The organism is Virgibacillus ainsalahensis (assembly GCF_055380755.1).
The window spans coordinates 1043968-1065749 of sequence record NZ_AP043943.1 but is presented as its reverse complement, the minus strand read 5'-3'; the positions used below and the strand labels follow the sequence as shown (position 1 = coordinate 1065749).

Here is a 21782-nt window from a genome sequence, read left to right as displayed (position 1 = left end):
CTGACCCTTTGTGTTTGATCAGACCTTACCTTTACGCTCCATGGCAGTTCTTATATTTCTTACCACTGCCGCATGGACATGGGTCATTTCTTCCAACATTTTGTTTCTTCACATATGGTTTTCGGGTTTTCTTTTTCTCTTCCTGTCCGCCTGAAACTGCTTGGGTGTTCTTCACCACTTCCTCACGTTTCAGATTCTCGCGAATTTGAGCTTTCATAATGTACTTCGCAACTTCCTCTTCAATACTTTCCACCATTACTTCAAACATTGAGTAACCTTCAAACTGATACTCTCTTAACGGATCATTTTGACCATATGCCCGCAAGTGAATCCCTTGACGCAGCTGATCCATCTGGTCAATGTGATCCATCCATTTCGTGTCAACCGTACGTAATAAAATAACTTTTTCAAATTCACGCATCTGTTCCGGTGAAAGCTCCGCTTCTTTCTCATCATATTTCGTCCGGACTTTTTCCATGATATACGCATTGATTTCATCGGCTTCTTTTCCTTTGAGATCCTCTAATGATATATCTTCTTCATCCAATAAGTTACCATGCACATATTCAATAATTGCACTTAAATCCCAATTTGATTCATCATCATCCTGGGTATGTGTGGCAGTTACCCGGTTTAATGTGGATATAATCATATTCTCAACAATTGTTCGCAGGTCTTCGTTGCCTTCAATAACATCGAACCGTTGCTTGTAGATAATCTCACGCTGTTCACGAAGAACGTCATCATAGGATAGTACTTGTTTACGTGCGTCAAAGTTATTCCCTTCCACTCGTCTTTGAGCAGATTCAACCGCACGGGAGACCATCTTACTTTCAATCGGCTGGTCATCATCCATTCCAAGTCGTTCCATCATAGAGCGCAGATTATCCGAACCGAAACGGCGCATTAACTCATCTTCCATCGAAAGGAAAAACTGTGACATACCAGGATCTCCCTGACGACCGGAACGACCACGAAGCTGGTTATCAATACGGCGGGATTCATGTCGTTCCGTACCTATAACCGCAAGTCCCCCTAAGTCTTTTACACCATCACCCAATTTAATATCCGTACCACGGCCAGCCATATTTGTTGCAATCGTAACTGCTCCTTTTTGGCCTGCATTTTCAATAATTTCCGCTTCACGGTAGTGATTTTTCGCATTTAGGACATTGTGCTTGACTCCAGCTTTTTTCAACAGATTTGCAATCAATTCTGAGGTTTCAACAGCGACCGTACCAACTAATACTGGCTGTCCAGCCTGATTCCGTTCTTTAATGTAGTCAACAACATTATGGAATTTCCCTTCCATTGATTTAAAAATCATATCTGCATTGTCAGCCCGTTGGATTGGCTGATTCGTAGGAATGGCAATAACATCCATGTTATAAATATTTCTGAATTCCTCTTCCTCTGTTTTTGCTGTCCCGGTCATCCCGGCAAGCTTATTATACATACGGAAAAAGTTTTGGAAGGTAATAGATGCCAGTGTCATACTTTCATTTTGTATCTGCAATCCTTCTTTTGCTTCGATTGCCTGATGCAGTCCATCACTGTAGCGGCGTCCCTTCATTAAACGACCTGTAAATTGGTCGACAATTATTACTTCCCCCTCTTCCACGACATAATCTGTATCTCTATGCATGGATACATGAGCTTTCAACCCCTGGTTAATATGGTGAATCAGAGAAACATTATCCAGGTCAAATAAATTTTCGATGGAGAAATAGCGTTCTGCTTTATTAATTCCTTCTTCTGTAAGCTGTACACCTTTTGTCTTTTCATCAAATGTGTAATCATCCTCACGGTTAAGTGTGCGTACAAAACCGTCAGCCCTTTGATAAAGTGAAGCAGATTTCTTGGCAGTTCCCGAAATAATCAGTGGTGTTCTCGCCTCATCGATTAAAATGGAATCAATCTCATCAATGATGGCAAAATTCAATGGTCGCTGAACCATTTGCTCTTTATACTGCACCATATTATCCCGCAAATAATCGAACCCGAACTCATTATTCGTTCCATACGTGATATCACTGTGATAGGCTTCTCGTTTCTCTTCCTTTGACAGATTGTTTCCATTCAGTCCTACCGTGAGTCCTAGAAATTCATAAAGTTCCCCCATTTCCTTCGCATCACGATCAGCCAAATATTCATTTACTGTGATGATATGGACACCTTTACCAGTAATTGCATTTAGATAGGCCGGCATCGTGGAAGCAAGGGTCTTACCTTCCCCTGTCTTCATTTCTGCAATATTACCTTCATGTAATGCAATAGCCCCTGAAAGCTGTACAGGAAAAGGCCTCATGCCCAATACACGCTTCGAAGCTTCACGGACAACCGCGTATGCTTCTGGAAGTAAATCACCAGTAGTTTCACCATTATTAAAACGTTCTTTGAATTCTTCCGTTTTTTGCTGCAATGCGGTATCGGAAAGTTTTTCAACTTCCGATTCCAACGCCTCTATTTCATCAACTTTTTTTTGTAATCGTTTCAGCTGTTTTTGGTTTCCATCACCAAATATTTTTGTCAACAACCCAGCCATAACAAACGCTCCTCAATCTATTTCATAATTATTCACTATAAAATAAGTATTTTTTAGAAAACCCGGCTTTTTGCCAAGCTTCAGGATTGTGCCTTAGTTGTACTTATGCAGTACGAAAATTTAATACTATTCACTACAAAAAATGATAATCCAATATTAATATTAACACTATATAATCATGGATGACAACTTCTTAGGCATAGCACATCTTATAATCGTTCAAATAAAAAAGCAGCCCGGGGATGGACTGCTTTTTTTAAAATGGAGAGTAAAGCGGGGGCAATATGTAGAGACCATAATTGGCATGATTCGGGGACAGTTAAGAAAGAGGAAGTTTCTGTTGTTTATTCTGCTCCCTATCTCCGATATCGGTAATTCGGCGGTTGGTAGCAGCTATAATTTCTACCAGTTGTGTAATTGTCTCTTCATGTTGCTGTACTTTTTTCATCAGTTTTTTTATTGCCATTCGCTCATCTTCGTTCAATGTTACACCTCCTAGTTCCATTGGCTTATTTATACCACATACTTAGGCATAAAGACTAATTGCAATTTTTCGATTTTGGAAGTGCTTTCGACATTTTTTTCAAAGAAAAACACTGCTTTTTGTATGATATTTTAGTATATTAACATAAAATTCGACATTTATGGTTCCCAAAATTTGATTTTGGTAATTCGTTCGACAATATTCGACGATATCAAAAATCGAATCAAAAATGCCTGTAAATTCTCAAGTTTTCCATTTTAAAAGGCGACCCTGTAGGATCGCCTCTTTATCAATTATATTTAATCAAGCCTCTGGTTCAATCAATCCGTATTTACCATCTTTGCGACGGTAGACAACGTTGGTTTCATTTGTAACATCATTTGTGAATACATAAAATGCATGGCCTAACATGTCCATTTGCAATACTGCTTCTTCAGAATCCATCGGTTTTAAATTAAAACGCTTTTGCCTTACAATATCGATTTCATCCGATTCTTCCTGAACAGCAACATTATTCGCTTCTTTTTCCATTTCCGCAAAAACATGCTTTGCTGCACCTTTTTGTTTGAATTTGCGATTTACTTTTGTTTTGTATTTTCGAATCTGCCTTTCTAGTTTATCAACTACCAGATCAATAGCAGCATACAAATCAACATGATGTACATCTCCACGCAATAATAGATTTGTCATCGGAATCGTAACTTCGATTCGCTGTTCATCATTGTAGACACTTAAATTTACATGAACATCAGAAGTAGGCGGTGTATCAAAATATCTTTCCAGCTTGCTGATCTTCTTCTCAACATAATCTTTAATTGCTCCAGTTACCTCAAGATTTTCGCCTCGAATGTTAAAATTCATACAAGTGTCCTCCTTTTTACCTTTGCCTATAGTATACTATGTTTCCCGTAGTATTTCCTCCCTAAACCTTTTTAAAATTTTGTTGGAATTTGTAATGATTCGGCAGAAACCCTTACATGTCAAGTGGTAGGCGCTTTACAAAATCCTAATAAATTTTACAAATATTTAATAATTGCATAGAATATAATAAAAAGCAGGGTAGAATTCCCCTATTTTTTACTGTCCATAAACATACCGTCCATTGTTCGCACATTCGCATAGGGGTTGATATACTTCCTATTCGATTTCCTTTGTTTTTTTACTTGTTTCATTTCCTCTTTTAACTGAGCAAATAATTGATTCATTGATTGTTGGATAGGTACATTTAATTCTATCAATTTCTCACCAAGGTATTTTTCTTCCTGCGTATATGGCGGAGTCAATTCTTTCATATGGTATCCTCTTTGTTCGACTAACTGGTTGACCTGTTCAACAATCGTGTCACGGTTTTGGGATGTTATTTCCTGATCTATTACTTCTTTCAGCTGTAATGTAACATCGTATAATGGCTGCAGTCGATTCATTATACTTGGGCACCTTGTGTGAATTGCCTTTTCCTCGTTTGCAGGATAACTTGTTTCCAGGTATCTCTAAATTCTGTAGCAAACCCAAGAACTTCCTCAAGGCAAACAGGGTCGTTTTTTACATTACCTTCTTTTAATTGAAATTGCATATATTCATATAACGGTATAATCTGTTTGGAAATTTCAATCTCTGTATCCAAGGTGAGCATCAATTCCTGAATAATATTTTGTGCCTTCTGGATATTTGTATTTTTCGCTTCATAATTTTTTTCATCCATGTCTTTTAATGCCTGTTTGATAAACTTGATGCAACCATTATAGAGCATTAGCGTCAATTCACCGCCAGATGCAGTGTTAACAGCATTATTTTGATATATTTGATAGGGTCTATTAGCTGCCATCTACCTCTCACTCCCTTTAAATTGTTAAGCCTGTCCTCCACCGAAATTATTCATCAGCATCATTGATTGCTGGTTCATCCGAGAAATAGCCGTTTCCATTGCTGTGAATTGACTCCAGTAGCGGTTCTCTACCTGTGTCAGCCGATCCTCAAAACCGTCAATACGCTCATCCAGTTCCTTCATTCGTTTGCCCAATGTGTAATTTTCAAGCGTGTCTCCACCCCGGCCGGCCCGGTCTCCAATCTTATCCATTGTAGAATCAAGTGCATCTTCCAACCGGTTTATTAAACCACGGCCGGCACCTTCTTCACTATTGGAAAGCAGCTTTTGGACATCTCTGGGGTTATTTTGGAGTGCAGCTCTTAGTTCGCCTTCATCTACTTCTAATTTACCGCCATCCAGATAATCCGTTGTTGTTGTAATGCCAATATGGGTCAATGACGTATGTGCGCCACCAGTTTCCACAGCGGAATACCAGCTTTGTCGCATGGAAAATAACCCGTTGGAAATAGCTGATTCCCCACGCAGAATACCACTTTTTGCTTTTTCTTCCCAAAGTTCAATTTCATCCTCAGACATTTCTTCTTTTTGTTCACTTGTTAATGGTGGGTAATCGCGGTATTTTTCTTCCTGCTGAGAACCATTCAGGGTCTCTACAACTTCATTGTATTTATCAACAAACGCCATGATCGAGTCAAAGGCTGCATCTACATTGTTCGAAACAGTTAACGTAGCCGGATTGTCAATATTCGTATCTTTAAATTCGAAATTTATACCATTAAGTGTATAGTTATTTTCATTTGTCTCTACTTTGTGTGCACCATTATAAGTGAACATTGCATTTGTGCCACCCTGTTCATTTCCGACATCAAGTTTCAGAACGTCACGAAAGAATGTGTTGGAATTTTTAAAGCCGATTTCAGCATTAATTTGTGCTTCGCCGAATGCTTGCTCCTTATTATGATTACCAGTGCTTGTTGTTTCCATGACAACCCTATTCGCCTGTTCATCATAAAAGGCGCGCACATTATTATCAGCTTCTGATATTCTTTTCAGAACGTCTTTTACTGAATCATCGGCATTAATCATAATGTTATTCGTTTGTTGCTCCCCCTGATCATCGTAGGTATAATATTCATATGTTTTGCCGATATAATCGGAAGGTATTTCCTGTCCCACTGTTTCAGTACTTACATTAATCGCATTTGTTGCCAATTGACTAACTTCAATCTGGTACGCTCCATTTGAAGCACTGGGACTACCTGTTGCCCTAACTGCACTTTCCTGTGTCGAGCTTACTGTTTTCGAATTATACGTTTTGCTCAATTTCATATCCAGCATCATATTTTCTAATTCCGATAATTTTTTATTAATATCACGGAAACCATCACGCTCCCACTCCAGAAGCGTTTTATCCTGTTCCATTTTATTAAGCGGAATTCTCTCAGCAGTCATCAATTGATCTACGAGAGAATCGATTTCCATTCCACTTGCCAAGCCGCCAATTCGCATGCTATGTCCCTCCTTCTTAAATCTTCTCATCCACTATATCCACTCGTATGATGCATCGAGTTCCTCTGGTCTTTTCATTAATATCGGATTAGAGGTGTTCGATATGAAGGTTTTTAAGGAAAAATGTTATTACTCACTCTTTTTCGTTATCTTTCTTGTCATCTAAAAGCTTGAACAGATCTAGTGAAATATTAACTGCTGCATTATTTTGTTCCTGTATGTCCACATAAATTTCCTTACGGTATATATCAACAGATTTAGGTGCTTCAATTCCAAGCTTAATTTGATCTCCTTCAATTGCCAGCACTTTAATTTCAATATCTTCACCAATCTGGATGCCTTCATTCTTTTTCCGTGTAAGTACAAGCATGGTTATTCTCCTTTCACCTTGACGTTTTCAGGAGCAATGGAGGCTTTTGATGGAAGATCATCACGATTTAAAATGTATTGTTTTCCTTTTTTACTGGAAGGATTGATAATGATTGGTGCTTTTAGGTTAATTGTGCTTGTTTGAAATGGATTTTTTAATGTAACAATTGATCGTATGACGACATCTTTCTCTGTTTTGATATCCAGGCTTTTCAGTAATTTGTCATCAATATCGAAGGAATAATCCTGATAGATGTGGTACGGGTTTGTTACTATAAATGCTGTATCTACCGAATGAACAGATTGCAGAACCTGGAAGACGGGATTATTTTGCAAATCGATTAGAACAAATTCTGTTTCGTCGATAAATCCGGGCAAACCTTGAGTAAACTGAATGATTTTTGAAGTTTCAATCTCAACTTCACCTACATATTTTGTCTGTAACTTCATATATTGCACTCCCCTATTTAATGAATAACACTTCACATTAGGCTCTTTTCGTAAATTTTCTAGCTCTCTAACCCTCGCTGTTGGTATAAAAGACGAAGTAACTCGAAAAACAGGTTGATACTTGTGCCCGCTACGGAAATACACTACGCGCACCTTAGGGCTCGCGCTGAGCCTCCTCGCTCGCAAAGAACGCTCGCTGTGGGGTCTCGCTTTCTAAACAGGCGTCTTCGTATACTTCCTTCGCTGGTTAGCGCACTGCAACTTATCGCATTTATTTATTGCTTGATTTAAGTCACATAATAGTTATGCACTTTTAAGATAGTTGATTGGAGCGGAGGACCGTTGACTCCAGCGGGAACAGCACGTGTCTGAAGACCCCGCAGAGTGGGTTTCTCGAGGAGGCTAAAGCCGTGCCCGCGGAAAGCAACGGTCCGCAGCGGAAATCAACATAGCAGTTACTTCGTCTTTTATATCTTTTGTGTCAAAAGCAACAAGTCTTTTTGATGGGACGAGTAATCGCAGTCCCAAGTCTTTTTGATGGGACGAGTAATCGCAGTCCCAAGTCTTTTCGATGATGTGAGTAACCACAGTTCTATACTTTTAGAATCCTGTCTATCAAATAAAACCCTGAACCCTATGATGGGCCAGGGCTGCAAAAAGCTATCTAAATAATTTCTTCATTATCTTAGGAAATCAATAAGTGACGGCTGAATAATCCGTGACCCCGCAGATAATGCTGCCTGGTGGAGACTTTCCTGTGTAAGCAATTGTGTAATTGCTTCAGCGAAATCAATATCTTCGTTTTCTGACATTGTACTTGTTGCAATGATTTCTTGTTCACTCAGGCGATTTTCCACCATTTCCAGGCGATTCATACGAGCACCTAACTCAGCACGTGCATTGATTGTCGCATCAATTGTTTCATCTATTTCTCCAACACTACTTTCGATGGCTTCCTGGTTATTTTCTTCCAATGCATTCACGAAATAATCAATCCGCTTAAAAAAGTCATCCGTGTACACATCATCCGGATTCACATTCGCCTGCAGTGTAGTCCCGCCATAAACTTCTATTTCTATCGATTCTGCTTCCCCATCACGAAGAATTGCTCCATCGATATCGACCGGGGGATTTGTTGTATCTGTACCGTTAAATATATACTTATCATTCACTTTTGTATTCGCAATTTCAATAAGATGATTTTTAAGCTGTATTGCTTCTTCCCGGATATTTTCGCGTTCTTTACCATCATATGTATCATTGCTTGCCTGGACAGCCAATTCTCGTAAACGCTGTAAGGTCTGTGTTGATTTATCCAATGCCGCGTCCGAATTATCCATCCAATTATGCAGTTCGTTCGTGTTACGCTTATACTGCTGTACCTGGTTTAGCTGCGAACGATAATTCATGCCTTTTACTGCGATAACAGGGTCATCGGAAGGTTTATTAATTTTTTTTCCTGTGTTCAGCTGGTCCATATATGTATTTAATTTCTCATTGCTGCTTGATAAATTGCGCAGCATATTATTTGATAGCATTCCCTGTGTAACACGCATATTTCTACTTACCTCCCCACCAATCCCATATTATTTATAATCCGATCAAGCAGCTCATCGGTTGCTGTCATATTTCGCGCTGCTGCATTATACGCATGCTGAAATTTAATGAGATTCGACATCTCTTCATCGAGGGACACCGCGCTCACAGACATCCGCTGGTTTTCAACTTGTGAACGAAGCATTGTTGTATTGTCTGCCATACGATACGCTTCCTGCGCCTGAACACCAAGTTTGCCAATTTCTGCTTCATAAAATCCTTTTACAGACATTCCATTCAGTAAAGGTAATTCCTGATCGAAGACACCAGCAAGATTCAATACGTTCTGGCTGTTTCCTGCTTTACCATCTGTACTTGCCGCAATCTCATTTGCATCATCCAGCAGTACGCTCATTGATGATGCTGCGCCATGAACTGCATCCAATGGTTCAAAGAAGTTTACATTCTCACTGCCATCCAGTCCTGTTCCCTTCTGGTGCACGTCATTAAAGGCATCCACAAACCCTTTTGCCATCTGGTCTAGTCGTGTAAGCATGTCAGTATATTGACCTTCAACAGAGCCATTAAAATGATGTCCATATGATTCAATCAATCCTAATAAAGAGCCATTCGAATCATCGAATTCTACAGCCTCTCCACCTGCAGTTATACTTGTTATCACTTCATGTCCATTTTCCGTACTGACAGCTGCCTCATCAAATGCATTTACGTTCCCATTCACACCATCTACAAGGGTTACGGTTTCCGTATTTTCGCCCTTTACGTAAATCGTTACAACCCCATCAGCCATTTTTGAGTTTGTATGGCTGGAATCATAATTTGTTTCGATGTTAATAATTCCGGATAATTCATCAATTAATTTATCACGTCTGTCATATAAGTCATTTGTTGAGTAGCCATGTGTTTCCGACTGCTTCACCTGTGCATTGATCTCCTGGATTTGTGTCAATATCGAATTAGCCTGATCTATTGTCGTACCAATTTCCTGTTTCAAATCGCTACGGATCGCATGTATTGATTGGGATAAATAATTAAATGAATCTGCTAATGCACGACCACGCTCTAATGTAACCGATCTTGCCCCGGAGTTTTCCGGATTTACCGAGAGATCCTGCAATGATTGCCAAAATTGATCCATCGAATTGGATAAGCCATTTTCCGTAGGCTCATTCATTATATTTTCCATACGGTTTAAAGCATCAGCCTTTGCGTCCCAATAACCTGCCTTACTATTTTCTGACCGATACTGTACATCCAAATATTGGTTTCGTATTCGTTCCACAGATCCTGCCTGCACACCTGTGCCTATCTGTCCCGGAATCTCTGAACGATTTCTTGCGGCAGAAGGATATGGTGATGTTGTTTCAAAATTGACACGCTGTCTCGAATATCCATCTGTATTCGCATTGGAAATATTGTGCCCGGTTGTATACAGAGCAGATTGTTGCGTAAATAAGGCTTGCTTTGCCATTTCTAATCCATGGAATGTACTCAATTTTATTACTCCCTTTTTGAAAACTTGGCTTTTCGCCGGGTTTTATCGTTGCACTTGTGCAGGGAAGCTGCGTTAAAAGGGGCTGACCCTTCGTTTGGACCCTGCTCAAATCAGATCTACGCCTTTGAATCAAATAGGGAACGTTGGGCTGTCCCTGATTTTTCTTTTTTATTACCATAATTAATCTTGTTAATGGAAGGGTTCATCATATCTAGTGACATATGGACAAATCTTAACGACTGGTTTATTAATGCTTGATTCAGTTGCTCCTGTTGCTTTAAATTTGTAATTACTTTAGTCAGCACTGTTGTTAACCTTGCTAGTTCCTGTTTTTCACGCTCATCATCGACCATTTCCAGCATGTTTGAAATTGTTACATCATCCAGCGGCTGCTTTTTCCGGAAAGACCATGCTTTTACAGTCTTATTCCGTTTGGTTTCTGCCTGTTCCAGCACGCGTATCGACTTTCTTTCTTTTATCAATATAGCCTGCAGTTTTTCGACAGACCCCTCTTTTACAATCTCTGTCTTTTCTTCGGAAATGTGTAACAGGTCTTCATGCACAACCACCAGTTTCTTAAGAGATTGTATTATTTCTTGTACGGACAAAACTGCGCCCTCCTTTTATTGCTTCGACCAGAAATCGATCATTTTTTGTGCTGTTTTCTCATGGTTTATTTTATACTCACCCGCATCGACTGCATTTTTGATTTCCTGTACATAAGCTGCGCGCTCTGCGTCTGGTTTACTTTTTTCCTGCAGTTGTTTTGCCTGTGACGATATCTCAATCTGATCTTTTTTTTCCATATCTTTTTTATAGTCCGTCTGCTTTTGTATTTGGTTTTTATAAGGATTGAAATTTGTATGATTAGGACCATTTATTTTCATCTGATATTCACCTCACGTTTAATAAAATATCTATTTTCATTATATCATTTACGTATTCATATTATCGGCTGCTTCCTCAATCATTTAAAGCCTGTTTTTATGATCCTTTAATACATAATAGGTACTCAGGCGGTCTTTTTCTTTTTTTGTTCCAGAAAGCTTTTTGATTTCTTCATGAAAATCCAGTTCTTTCCTAAGCTCTTTTGAACAATCATTGCAAAGTTTGCCTTTGGTTATGTTTGTACCACACTTTTCACAAGGGTATGTAAGCTTTGGAAATTGCGATGGATGCAGCCGCTTCTCTTTCACAAATTTAATAATCGTTTCTTCATCAACACCTGTATTCTCTACAATTTCCGGTATGGTTGCTTCTCTGTTTTTTTGTTGAAGTAAAAACCGATGGACCGTCTCAAACGCTATTTCTTCCTCTTTATAACAGTTCGGACAAATTACCCGGATTTCTTTTGCAAATAGATTGCCACAACGTGAACAATTCGCTAACTCAGCCATTTTTCTCTTCCCCTCATTTCACTAATTATAGCACAACAACCTGCACTATCCCCGAATTAATGTATAGGCATAAACATTGGGACATCCGTGTGCTTTTAACAAACCTGCAGCATGTCTTAATGTTGTACCTGTGGTATATATATCATCGACTAGTAAGATTGTATTGTGAAGGGTTTCTGTGATTTCAAATGGATTATCTGTCAGAATCCTATCCCGACGCGTTTTCTTTGACTGCTTTTCACCATGTACACGAGTAAGGACTTCTTTTGTTTGGATTGGTAGAAAGTCTGCCAGCATTTTTGCCTGATTAAAACCCCGCTCGTATTGTCTTTCCTTACTTAATGGAATTGGGACTGCAACCAGATCTTTGTCCATATTGGAAAATGTATGCTGAAAGACATGCGTGAATTGTTGTTTAAAAACATGTCCCAAATGGTAATCCCCTCGATATTTCCATTTTGCAATCATTTCCTGCATCATTGAATTATAGGAAAAAACGGAGTGATTACTGACAATCGTATCTCTTTTGGGATGTGCCTCCCACCAGCTGCAATCCGCACAGATTTTTTCTTCACTTATCCGACTGCACCGACTGCATCTGGATCCATGCAAGTCTTCCAATTCTTTTTCACAGGATTCACACAGCTGTTTTGGTATGGAAAGGGTTAGGATAGTTACCCAGCTAATCTCCGGTATGAGTTGGCTATTACACCATAAACAGTGCATTTATAAACCACCTCGTTTGTTCATCGCCTTAATGGACTGAACAGCTTGAACCATTGCTTCTGTTTTTCCATCATGAAAGAATACTACCTCACCAGTTGGATCGTCCGGGCTTCTGCCAGCCCTCCCTGCAATTTGCACAAGTGCTGCTTCATCAAATACATCATGTCCGGCATCAAGTATTGCCACATCGACAGAAGGGAATGTGACACCACGTTCCAATATGGTTGTTGTCAGTAAGATATCAAGTTCTCTTTCTCTATATTGCTGCACTTTTTCTTCTCTTTCCGGATCAGAGGCATGAACAGCTGTTAATTTATCGACCGATTGTAGCAGTCCTACTTGTATAAATTCGACTGCAAGCGATTCTTTCATTTTCTCGGCAAGCTGAATCGACGGAACGAATATTAATAGTTGCCGCTTAGGATTTTTTCGATCTTTAACCCAATTGATGAAGGTGGGCGGAGCTTCATATTTTTTTAACGATTTGTTCAGGGAGTATACCATTTTCATTTTTGGAACTGGTAAAGGCTGACCATGGAAGCGAACTGGCACAAAAATATGGGCGAGTTTCTTTCGTCTGATCTGACTGTGGTGATTTTTCCGTGGTGTTGCTGTTAAGTAGATAGTTGTGCTTACGTTTGCCTTTGCGCGATTTGCGGCAAATGGTAGTGAAGGGTCGGCGTGAAATGGAAATGCATCAATTTCATCAATAATTAATACATCGAATGCTGACTTGTAGCGCAGTAATTGATGTGTAGTGGCAATAATCAGTTGAGCTGTTCCCGTCTTATCTCCGCTGCCTCCATATAATCCCTGAACACGCACCTCCTTAAAGGCTGTCTGAATTCGCGGCAAAAGCTCCCGTACAACATCTGCCCTTGGTGTTGCAATACAGACACGCTTGCCATGACGTAGTGCTTCTGTTATTCCTGGAAACAGCATTTCAGTTTTTCCTGCCCCACAGACTGCCCATACAAGTAATTCCTCCTGATTTTGTACTGCTGTGACAATTCGATCAGCTGCCTTCTGCTGTACATAGGTAAGGTTTCCTGTCCACGTACATGGATCATCATACTGTGGCCATTTGGGAGGCACACCTGTCCAATAATAAAGCGGTTCACATTCCATCACCCGTCCCATTTCGATGCAGTTACGGCAGTACATATGGGTTTTTCTACAGGACTGACAAGGTATTTGAGCAAATAGGGAGCGCTGTCGGTTACCACATCGCTGGCATTGATAAGTGAAATTTTTTCTTGTAATGGATGTGGTTGGAGTCAATACGTTCTGAGAAAGAAGTTGTTGAAAGGTTGTTTCTTCGATAGGGAGTTCATTTCGCAGTAGGAGCTTTCCTGATAGAAGAAGAGATTGTTCATCTCGCAGTAGATCTGGAGATGATTGAAAGGTATCCAACATATCTTCACTCACTTTCCATATGATGTAATAGCAGCTGCCAGTCAAACACTTCTGGCAGCTTTTCCAGCAGATAAGAAACCAGCATAGCAGCGAAAAGCCAAGTTTTTAATACTGATAGCTATTTACTTTCTATACCAGCAAACGCCGAGAGATCCTTCTCCAAGATGTGTACCGATTACCGGGCCAAAATAGCTGATCGATACGTCAGCAGTTGGATATTTATTTAAAAATTCATCTCGTAACTCGATGGCTCCCTGTTCATTATTTGCATGAATAAAGGATACTTTGAGGTCTTCGCCTTTTGCCGCATCTTCTTCAAGCATCCCAATAATACGATTGAGCGCCTTTTTGCGGGTACGGATTTTTTCAAATGGAACAATTATTTTATCTACAAAATGCAGTACCGGTTTCACCTGCAAGAGACTGCCGACTAGGGCTTGTGCACCATTCAGACGCCCCCCTCGCTGCAGATTACTAAGATCATCCACCATAAAATAAGCGCGTATACTTTGTTTTATTTTGTCAAAACGCTGAATAATTTCCTCAGGTGTTTTGTTTGCTTTTAACATGTCGACTGCTTCCAATACATAAAACCCAAGCCCCATGGCACTCAGCTCGGAATCATATGTATAGACATCAATATCTTCAACCATTTCTCCAGCACTTACGACCGTTTGATATGTACCGCTTATCCCACTTGAAAGGTGCACAGATATAACAGCATCGTATGACTTAGCAAGTTCCTGCAGTTTATTGGTTATATGGCCGATGGAAGGCTGGGAAGTTTTTGGCAGATTTTTAGCCTGTTTTACTTTTTCATAAAAGGCTGCCGTTGTAATATCGATTTCTTCTTCATAAGAAGCATCTCCAAACACGACACTTAACGGGAGCATATGAATATTGTGTTCGTTCCTTATTTCAGCAGGAATATACGCCGTGCTGTCTGTCATTACAGCAACTTTCATATCTATCTTTCTCCTCCATTCCCAAAATCAATGTATTCTCAAAATTAAATGTTTTTATCGGATTACATTCATTTTTATTCTACATGAACAGACCGGAAAATGCATTACATAATTCTTTGGACAAAAAAATACCCTGATGCCAATAGGATCAGAGTATAATTTACGTGCATCATTTTAAACCAGGAACAAAAACCTATAAAACTTCCACCCAGCCTTTTTTGATTGCTGAAACAACTGCCTGTGTACGATCATTACAGTTCATTTTTTGCAAAATATTACTCACATGGTTTTTCACTGTCTTTTCACTGATATAGAGGGAATCTGCGACTGCACGGTTGCTCTTGCCGTCAGCCAAAAGCTGCAGTACCTGACATTCCCGTTTTGTCAGCAAATGAAGAGGTTTGCGGTATTCAATACTCCCATCCGAGAAATTTGATGTATTCTCTCGCGCTAAACGGCGGTATTCCTGAACCAGATTATGGGTTACTTTAGGATGCAGATAAGAACCCCCATCACTAACCACTTTGATTGCCTCGATTAATGCATCAGAATCCATTTCTTTTAATAAATACCCCTGTGCCCCTGTTTTCAGTGCATGCGTTACATAGCTTTCATCATCATGAATGGAGAGAATGATAACATTTGTATCAGGAAAAAAACGGACAAGGTCAGCAGTCGCCTGCACGCCGTTCACATTTGGCATATTTATATCCATTAAAACTACATCTGGTTTATGTTCTTTCACAAGTTTTGAGGCCTCTGCCCCATCTTCCCCTTCTGCCACAATATCAAAAGTGGGTTCAAATTCCAATATGCGTTTTACGCCTTCGCGAAACAATTTATGGTCATCAATTAAAACAATTTCAGTAAGCTTTTCCGTATTCATATTTTTTGTTCCTCCTAGATATACGTTACTTTGTTTCTATTAGATCTAGTATGATGGATGACAGTTTATTTTCTCTTTTTTTATTTAGATATAACATAGACACCTAAGTCAATTCATTAGGAGATCGGAACTTTAATAAAAATTAGTGTCCCTTTCCCAATTTTAGAATCAATATTTAATTCGCCCTCCAGCATTTCTACACGTTCACGCATACCAATCAATCCAAATGACTTATCTCTTTTCATTGAGGGGTCAAAGCCCTTCCCGTTATCCTTCACTACCATTGCCAGATAATCATCGCGAATTTCCAATTTAACCTGAATCAATGATGCTTCTGAATGTTTTAATGCATTCTGGATAGATTCCTGAACGAGACGGAATAAGGCAATTTCGTATTTTTGATTCACTCGCTTATCTTCACCAATGGAGTTAAATTCGATGGCTGTTCCATTATAATCGGAAATCGTCGAAACATATTTCTTTATTGTCGGAATCAGGCCCAGGTCATCAAGTGCCATTGGCCTCAGGTCGTAAATGATCCGCCGGACTTCATATAATGAGGTCCGAACCATACTCCGTACATTTTTAATTTCAGCCATAGCCTGTTCCATATCTCCCCCACGGAAAGTCTTATCGACAAGCTCGGATCGAAGTAAAATATTTGCGAGCATTTGTGCAGGTCCATCATGAATCTCGCGTGATATTTTTCTGCGTTCCTCCTCCTGTGCCTCGATGATTTTTAAGCCGAATTCCTGCTTCTCCTTTGCATCCTCGATCATTTCATTGACCTGTTTGAAATCATCATGCAAATATGTAAGAATGACAGATATTTTACCTGCAAGTCCTTCGGCACGCTCAATTGTCTGGCTTAGTGTGATTAGCCTTCGTTCCAGATAGTCACGCTTTTCACGAAGCGCTTTCTCTTCCTGTCGAAGCATGGCTAACTCTGTTTGCATAAAATGGGTGTTTTCATAAACTTCACGAATTTCATCTTCTGTGTACCGATCAAAATATTTACTTACCTCTGCAAGTCGTTGTCTGGAATACCTGACTTTTTGACTCATCTGGTCCCCATTATCAATATGTTGTATTACTTTCTTTTTTATCTCTTTTAATTCCACCACAAGTTGTTCATGCTCACTCCGAGCCTCTTCACTGATATTGAATATCTCATCTTTGCTGTTCTCCACTACCTCAATCATTTCTTCAACGACGTGGTCCAGAACATTTTCGCTTAATTTCTGTGCCATAGTCTTCCACCAACCTATGATATAATTATACGTAATTGTCCGCTATTTTTATAGGGTCTTTTAGCATGGTTCTGATAAATCTTATATTAATTATATACTATAATATGATTTAAGGAGAGTGAAATGGAAATGTTGACAAAGTATTTTACTGTAAAAAAAGAAGGGGAAGATGAAAAAACGATACAAAAGTCCCGTTTCATCGGTTATATCAGGCGTGTCGAAACAGAAGAGGAGGCACAAGCTTTCATTCAGGAAATCAAGAAAAAACATCATGATGCCACACATAACTGTTCCGCCTATATGATTGGAGAGCATGATCAGGTCCAAAAAGCGAATGATGATGGAGAACCAAGCGGCACTGCCGGTGTCCCCATGCTTGAGGTGTTAAAAAAACAGGGGTTAAAAGACACTGCTGTTGTAGTCACTAGATATTTTGGAGGAATCAAGCTCGGTGCAGGGGGATTGATTCGCGCATACGGAAGCACAACCTCCCAAGCCATTCAAACTACCGGCATCGTAAAACGGCAACTGATGCAAGGGTTTTCTGTAACCATAGATTATACCCTGCTCGGAAAGCTTGAAAATGAAATACGCAATTCCCATCATATATTGGACAATATAAATTACCTGGATAAAGTTGAAATCATTGTGTTTGTGAAAAGTGGAGAAGAAGAGGGTTTCAAGGAATGGATGATTGACCTGACAAGCGGCCAGGCACAAATTACAGAAACAAAACGTTCGTATATAGAAATTGATGTGGAATCAACTGTAGAGGAATAATTGGCTTATCTGTTAGTTTGTGCCAGATTTCCTGACCATGTAAAAACTACATTCTTGCCGGAATGTAGTTTTCATCATCCTTATTTAGCTATGTTCTGTGGTTGGATCCCGTCATCACCACGTCTATTTGTCAATTCCTTAATTAAGGTCTGAATCAATTCCTGAGATGACTTAATATTATAATTCTCTGTTTCGTCAATCATTTTCTTCAGTAGATTTTTATATCTCTCCTGCTCGTTCATTATTTCCCCACCTTTAGAAAACTTGGCTTTTCTTCAGTCCATTATATTATGCCGATAATTCCTTAGTCTGAATTCATGAGATAAGAAAGCTTTCTACTTTCTTATTTGCTTAATAGATAATTAGAACTATACCACATATATTATGAAAGTAGAATCGAAATTTGTCATTTCCATCATTCTTTTTATTATTTATAACGTAGTTTAACATTATTCGTCAATTCCATGTGTTATTTTGTCGCAAATGAAATTATTTTTTACTTTTTAACCAATGAATCAGTATTAGAATCCCCGAGGCAAGCAACGCCCCGAAACTGTCCAGAAACACATCACCAATATATGGTGTACGGTTTGGTGTGAATCCTTGGTGGAATTCATCTATAACAGCATATGCAACTGTCAGTAAAAAGGAAAATAGGAGGGTTGTCTTGAAGCGGAGACCGGTTGATTTGTGAAAAGCCAAATAAAAGAGGCACATTAACAGCAAGAATACGCCGACATGGGCTCCTTTTCGGATAAAAAATTCAATAAATCCTGTAACACCAAGTGCGTCCACACTTACAACCGATTGATGATATGTAAAAGATATCCAACCTAACACTGGCTCCAAAAATGATAAATCCATGGGAAAGTCATTTAATAGTGGTTTGATATCCTGGTTTTCATAAGGTGTAGCAGAGGAATAAAAAATAACCCCCATCCAGATTAGAGGTAGAAGCCAGTATAAATAATTTCGCATCCTAATCACCATTTCTTCCCTTCGTGTCGTTTAGATAGTCTCTCATAATAAAGTCACATCACAAAAACCGCATGCACATCGCATTACGGTTACTGTTTATTTCGCCATTTATTAAATTCAAGGTATTCCTTAAATTGGTCTTTTGATACACCGGAATCCATCGCTTCTCTAACAATTGATAGCCATTCGCCATCAAGACTGTCGATATCCTCCGCATGATTTTCCTGGATCAAATCGTTTACAGAAACACCCAATACCTTACTAATCTTCTCGATAAACTGGATCGATGGATTTGTTTGCAGATTCCGTTCAATGGAACTTAAATATGACTTTGCCACATTTGCTTTTTCCGCTAATTCAGAAAGGGACATCTTCTTTTCTTGGCGTAATTCTTTTATTTTTTCACCGACCAAGTCCTCTCACCTACTTTCAACGGAAATTATACCATAAAGTATAGGAGAGGTTCTATTTAAAGCACAATTTTTTTTATTCATTCTGCACATCCCCTGCGGTGTTTAACCCATTATTTAAGAAGAGACGTATTTCTTCGATGGTCAGCCCTGTGATTTTTGCTTCTTTAATCAATTCAAACCATTCATGATCAATTGCAGTCTTCCCGATTGTATTCTCCATTTTCCAGTCCTCCATTTTTAGAAAAACTTGGCTTATCGTCAAGCCTGACCGTCCACCTTTGCTTCATTTATGTATGCAGCAGGGGGATTACACTTCCTAAACTGCCCAGAGAATCCGGACTTCCTGGTTTCAATGCGTTAGAACTGTGACTTGGTACCTTGTTTTCAATCTAGTTGTCTTTTGCTGAACGACCTTTATTCACAAGACTATTATACTACATGAATGCCCTTTATAGGGTGTCTTGTTTTGTCGGATGGAAACTAGTTTTGCTTAATTCATGCCGGTACTTGTATTTTTCACGGATTAGGCTTGTCTGCATTTTTCATCCTTTTCCTATTATAGAAAACCAGTGCTGCGCCGATCGCCAGAAGTAATGCACCTATCAACAGAAAGTTAAACAGATTGGAGGCTGTATCCGGTAATCTTGACCCTTCTCCTGTAGGATTACCACTGGCAGGACCAGCACTTCCGACTACCCCGGCCAGGTCAACTTCTTCCTCTTCCATCTCCCCTCGTGCGGAGAATAGAAGAGCAAACTGGGCATCAAGCCCCTGGAAGTCATTTCCCAAATGCTCCGGAAATCTTACAGTGAATTCCAATTCTTCTTCCGTACCATTATCTAAGATTCTTGGAGGGAGCTCATCGAAATCTGCAAGCTTCCCATCATACAATTCACCCTGCTCATCCCTGACTTCCAATAATAATTCATTAAAAAGTTTATTTGAGTTACTATCATTTCTCAATGACGTCACATATTCAAATTCTTTCATGCCATCATTCTGGATTACCACAGTCCTTGGTGCCCAGTCTCCCGGCTTCATATTGCTTACATCGAATAATACATTTTCAGGCAGAATATTAATCTTTATTTCTTCTTTCTCTTCTTCTTCTGCATGAACGATGTTACCGGCTAGTGTGAAAGAAAGTAATATACCGGTTATCAAAATTGTGACGGCAGCGACCATTTTATTCCCATTCATAAGCATCTTCCTCATGTACGACTTATCATTTCGTATTTATTTTGCTTCGGCCGTTTCTTTTTTGGTATCCTTTTTCTCCAGTTCACTTAGCGTTTTCCAAATCGTAATGACAGAATAGCCAAACATCAATATCCCCGGCAAAATTAGCAGTAACGCGCTTCCTTCCGGTGACTGTGCGAAATCAACTATATAACCTGCATACGGTACGGTGAAATCGCTATAGACAGCAACAACATTTTCGGCTAAAACAGGATTTGAATCCACTGCATTATTATTATCACCTTTTGTTGTATACAGCACGCCGCTCTCGGTTGTATTTACTTCCGTAATCCGGTGGGTAACTAACTTATCTTCCTCTTCCATAAACGTGATGACATCCCCAGCTTGGAAACCTGCACGTTCGTCACCATCAACAGACTGGACTGCTATAATCGAACCTGTTTGTATTCCAGGCTCCATGGATCCTGATAATACAGTCTTTAACTGATAGCCAAATAGTTCCGGTTCACCACCTGAGATTTTAGTGGAAACTACCAAAGCAGCAACACTTACCAATAATACAAGTAATACACTGGATACAATTCGATTCATCCATTTTAATGCCTTCCGCTTTTTCAATTCCCGTCACCTTCCCCTTCTTGGTTTGAATTATCGTTATCGCCTGTACCTTCTTCACTTTCTTTTCCTTTTTCAGAAGTTTCCTCATCGTTTGTCTGCTTCTCCATTTTCTCTTCTGTTACTGTTTCTTCTTTCTGTTCAGCTTCTTTATTCTGGCTTTGGTCAGTCTCTTCTTCTGGAACATCATTATTTTCTTCCTGTTGCTGCTCTTCTTTTGTATCTTCTGCTTTTTTCTCTTCTACTTTTTCATTTTCCTTCTGATCATCTTTTGAATTTTCTACAGTTTCCTCTTTCTGTTCACTTTCCTTCACATTCTTTTCTTCTTCGGCTTCCTCTACAGACTTTTCTTTGTTATCAGGCTGTTTATCTGATTTACAGTCAACCTTAATTTCTTTACTCCACGTTTCCTCATCCGGATGATCACTATGTTGATAGGCTACAAAAACATACCGGCCAGGAAGACTTGCTTTATAGGTGAGTTCAGCTGTTTCTCCCATTTTCAGTGCTTTAATAATTCCTTCGTCTGCTCCTAGTTCAACTTTTTCACCATGTTTTTGGGGATTTCCATTTTCAATATAGTAAACATCATAGCTGCTTTCACTTAACATATCGCCATCACCTGTATTTTTTATCTTCATTTTCAAGGTTACTGGTTCACACGCCTTCAAATTTTTATTGCCTTTCTCTATAAATGCCAATGTACTATTATCCGGTTCTTCCCATTCCCCTGTGTAAATCACTCCATTTGACTGATTCGAAGTTGTAAAGTAGGCTGCCGTATCAGCAGTTAAATAGGTGGTGGAAAACAGGATCAAATACCAGGCCATGACAACTTTACCTACAAGCATAAAGAGGTGAAACCGCGATTTATATTTTTTAGAACGACTTTTTCTCACATCAATCCCCACCTTGTTAA

The 21782-nt window shown here is 39.3% G+C and carries 26 protein-coding genes; 1 reads left to right on the top strand and 25 read right to left on the bottom strand.

Features of this window, described 5'->3' with window-relative positions; all coding sequences use genetic code 11:
- Positions 1–31 precede the first annotated feature (31 nt).
- The 18 genes from secA to ACZ427_RS04865 form a co-directional block, all read right to left on the bottom strand.
- Positions 32–2545, bottom strand: coding sequence for a preprotein translocase subunit SecA (gene secA / locus ACZ427_RS04950; RefSeq protein ID WP_461178393.1), 2514 nt, complete (start codon positions 2543–2545; stop codon positions 32–34).
- 319 nt (positions 2546–2864) lie between these two features.
- Entirely contained in the window at positions 2865–3029 is a 165-nt protein-coding gene (locus tag ACZ427_RS04945; RefSeq protein ID WP_461178392.1) for a hypothetical protein, read from the bottom strand.
- 303 nt (positions 3030–3332) lie between these two features.
- Positions 3333–3890, bottom strand: coding sequence for a ribosome hibernation-promoting factor, HPF/YfiA family (gene hpf / locus ACZ427_RS04940; RefSeq protein WP_461178391.1), 558 nt, complete (start codon positions 3888–3890; stop codon positions 3333–3335).
- A 209-nt stretch (positions 3891–4099) separates the two neighbouring features.
- Positions 4100–4453 carry a flagellar protein FliT gene (gene fliT, locus ACZ427_RS04935; protein WP_461178390.1) on the bottom strand — a complete coding sequence of 118 codons (354 nt, stop codon included), beginning with the start codon at positions 4451–4453 and terminating at the stop codon, positions 4100–4102.
- Positions 4453–4854: a flagellar export chaperone FliS gene (gene fliS, locus ACZ427_RS04930; RefSeq protein ID WP_461178389.1), complete on the bottom strand. Its 402-nt coding sequence runs from the start codon at positions 4852–4854 to the stop codon at positions 4453–4455. Before fliS ends, fliT begins: the two co-directional genes overlap by 1 nt.
- Positions 4855–4878: 24 nt before the next feature.
- On the bottom strand, positions 4879–6366 hold the full coding sequence (locus ACZ427_RS04925; RefSeq protein WP_461178388.1) for a flagellar hook-associated protein 2: 1488 nt from the start codon (positions 6364–6366) through the stop codon (positions 4879–4881).
- 133 nt (positions 6367–6499) lie between these two features.
- On the bottom strand, positions 6500–6736 hold the full coding sequence (gene csrA / locus ACZ427_RS04920) for a carbon storage regulator CsrA (protein WP_461178387.1): 237 nt from the start codon (positions 6734–6736) through the stop codon (positions 6500–6502).
- A gap of 2 nt (positions 6737–6738) precedes the next feature.
- Positions 6739–7185 (bottom strand): flagellar assembly protein FliW, encoded by a 447-nt coding sequence (fliW, locus tag ACZ427_RS04915; protein WP_461178386.1) that lies wholly within the window; start codon positions 7183–7185, stop codon positions 6739–6741.
- A gap of 680 nt (positions 7186–7865) precedes the next feature.
- Complete coding sequence (gene flgL / locus ACZ427_RS04910; RefSeq protein WP_461178385.1) at positions 7866–8741, bottom strand: flagellar hook-associated protein FlgL; 876 nt, start codon at positions 8739–8741, stop codon at positions 7866–7868.
- Between the two features lie 8 nt (positions 8742–8749).
- Positions 8750–10237 (bottom strand): flagellar hook-associated protein FlgK, encoded by a 1488-nt coding sequence (gene flgK / locus ACZ427_RS04905; protein ID WP_461178384.1) that lies wholly within the window; start codon positions 10235–10237, stop codon positions 8750–8752.
- 116 nt (positions 10238–10353) lie between these two features.
- Complete coding sequence (locus tag ACZ427_RS04900; RefSeq protein ID WP_461178383.1) at positions 10354–10845, bottom strand: flagellar protein FlgN; 492 nt, start codon at positions 10843–10845, stop codon at positions 10354–10356.
- Positions 10846–10860: 15 nt separating this feature from the next.
- Positions 10861–11124: a flagellar biosynthesis anti-sigma factor FlgM gene (gene flgM, locus ACZ427_RS04895; protein ID WP_461178382.1), complete on the bottom strand. Its 264-nt coding sequence runs from the start codon at positions 11122–11124 to the stop codon at positions 10861–10863.
- A gap of 84 nt (positions 11125–11208) precedes the next feature.
- Complete coding sequence (locus ACZ427_RS04890) at positions 11209–11634, bottom strand: TIGR03826 family flagellar region protein (RefSeq protein ID WP_461178381.1); 426 nt, start codon at positions 11632–11634, stop codon at positions 11209–11211.
- 45 nt (positions 11635–11679) lie between these two features.
- Complete coding sequence (locus ACZ427_RS04885; RefSeq protein ID WP_461178380.1) at positions 11680–12360, bottom strand: ComF family protein; 681 nt, start codon at positions 12358–12360, stop codon at positions 11680–11682.
- Positions 12361–13788, bottom strand: a complete 1428-nt coding sequence (locus tag ACZ427_RS04880; RefSeq protein ID WP_464883536.1) for an ATP-dependent helicase ComFA — start codon at positions 13786–13788, stop codon at positions 12361–12363.
- Between the two features lie 110 nt (positions 13789–13898).
- Positions 13899–14741 carry a DegV family protein gene (locus ACZ427_RS04875; RefSeq protein ID WP_461178378.1) on the bottom strand — a complete coding sequence of 281 codons (843 nt, stop codon included), beginning with the start codon at positions 14739–14741 and terminating at the stop codon, positions 13899–13901.
- A gap of 193 nt (positions 14742–14934) precedes the next feature.
- Positions 14935–15627, bottom strand: coding sequence for a response regulator (locus ACZ427_RS04870; protein ID WP_461178377.1), 693 nt, complete (start codon positions 15625–15627; stop codon positions 14935–14937).
- A 116-nt stretch (positions 15628–15743) separates the two neighbouring features.
- Positions 15744–16877 (bottom strand): sensor histidine kinase, encoded by a 1134-nt coding sequence (locus tag ACZ427_RS04865; RefSeq protein WP_461178376.1) that lies wholly within the window; start codon positions 16875–16877, stop codon positions 15744–15746.
- Between the two features lie 129 nt (positions 16878–17006).
- Here ACZ427_RS04865 and ACZ427_RS04860 point away from each other — a divergent pair, with 129 nt between their 5' ends.
- Entirely contained in the window at positions 17007–17657 is a 651-nt protein-coding gene (locus ACZ427_RS04860) for a YigZ family protein (protein ID WP_461178504.1), read from the top strand.
- A gap of 80 nt (positions 17658–17737) precedes the next feature.
- On the opposite strand, the gene ACZ427_RS04855 is transcribed toward ACZ427_RS04860, so the two are convergent.
- The 7 genes from ACZ427_RS04855 to tapA form a co-directional block, all read right to left on the bottom strand.
- Positions 17738–17899 carry a hypothetical protein gene (locus tag ACZ427_RS04855; RefSeq protein WP_461178375.1) on the bottom strand — a complete coding sequence of 54 codons (162 nt, stop codon included), beginning with the start codon at positions 17897–17899 and terminating at the stop codon, positions 17738–17740.
- Positions 17900–18146: 247 nt separating this feature from the next.
- Positions 18147–18635 carry a VanZ family protein gene (locus ACZ427_RS04850; RefSeq protein WP_461178374.1) on the bottom strand — a complete coding sequence of 163 codons (489 nt, stop codon included), beginning with the start codon at positions 18633–18635 and terminating at the stop codon, positions 18147–18149.
- Between the two features lie 89 nt (positions 18636–18724).
- Positions 18725–19048, bottom strand: coding sequence for a helix-turn-helix domain-containing protein (locus ACZ427_RS04845; protein ID WP_461178373.1), 324 nt, complete (start codon positions 19046–19048; stop codon positions 18725–18727).
- A 73-nt stretch (positions 19049–19121) separates the two neighbouring features.
- Entirely contained in the window at positions 19122–19268 is a 147-nt protein-coding gene (locus tag ACZ427_RS04840; RefSeq protein ID WP_461178372.1) for an anti-repressor SinI family protein, read from the bottom strand.
- Positions 19269–19564: 296 nt separating this feature from the next.
- Complete coding sequence (locus tag ACZ427_RS04835) at positions 19565–20248, bottom strand: LPXTG cell wall anchor domain-containing protein (RefSeq protein WP_461178371.1); 684 nt, start codon at positions 20246–20248, stop codon at positions 19565–19567.
- A gap of 36 nt (positions 20249–20284) precedes the next feature.
- Complete coding sequence (sipW, locus tag ACZ427_RS04830) at positions 20285–20866, bottom strand: signal peptidase I SipW (protein WP_461178370.1); 582 nt, start codon at positions 20864–20866, stop codon at positions 20285–20287.
- Entirely contained in the window at positions 20863–21762 is a 900-nt protein-coding gene (gene tapA, locus ACZ427_RS04825) for an amyloid fiber anchoring/assembly protein TapA (protein WP_461178369.1), read from the bottom strand. The genes sipW and tapA overlap by 4 nt, the downstream gene beginning before the upstream one ends.
- Between the last annotated feature and the right edge of the window lie 20 nt (positions 21763–21782).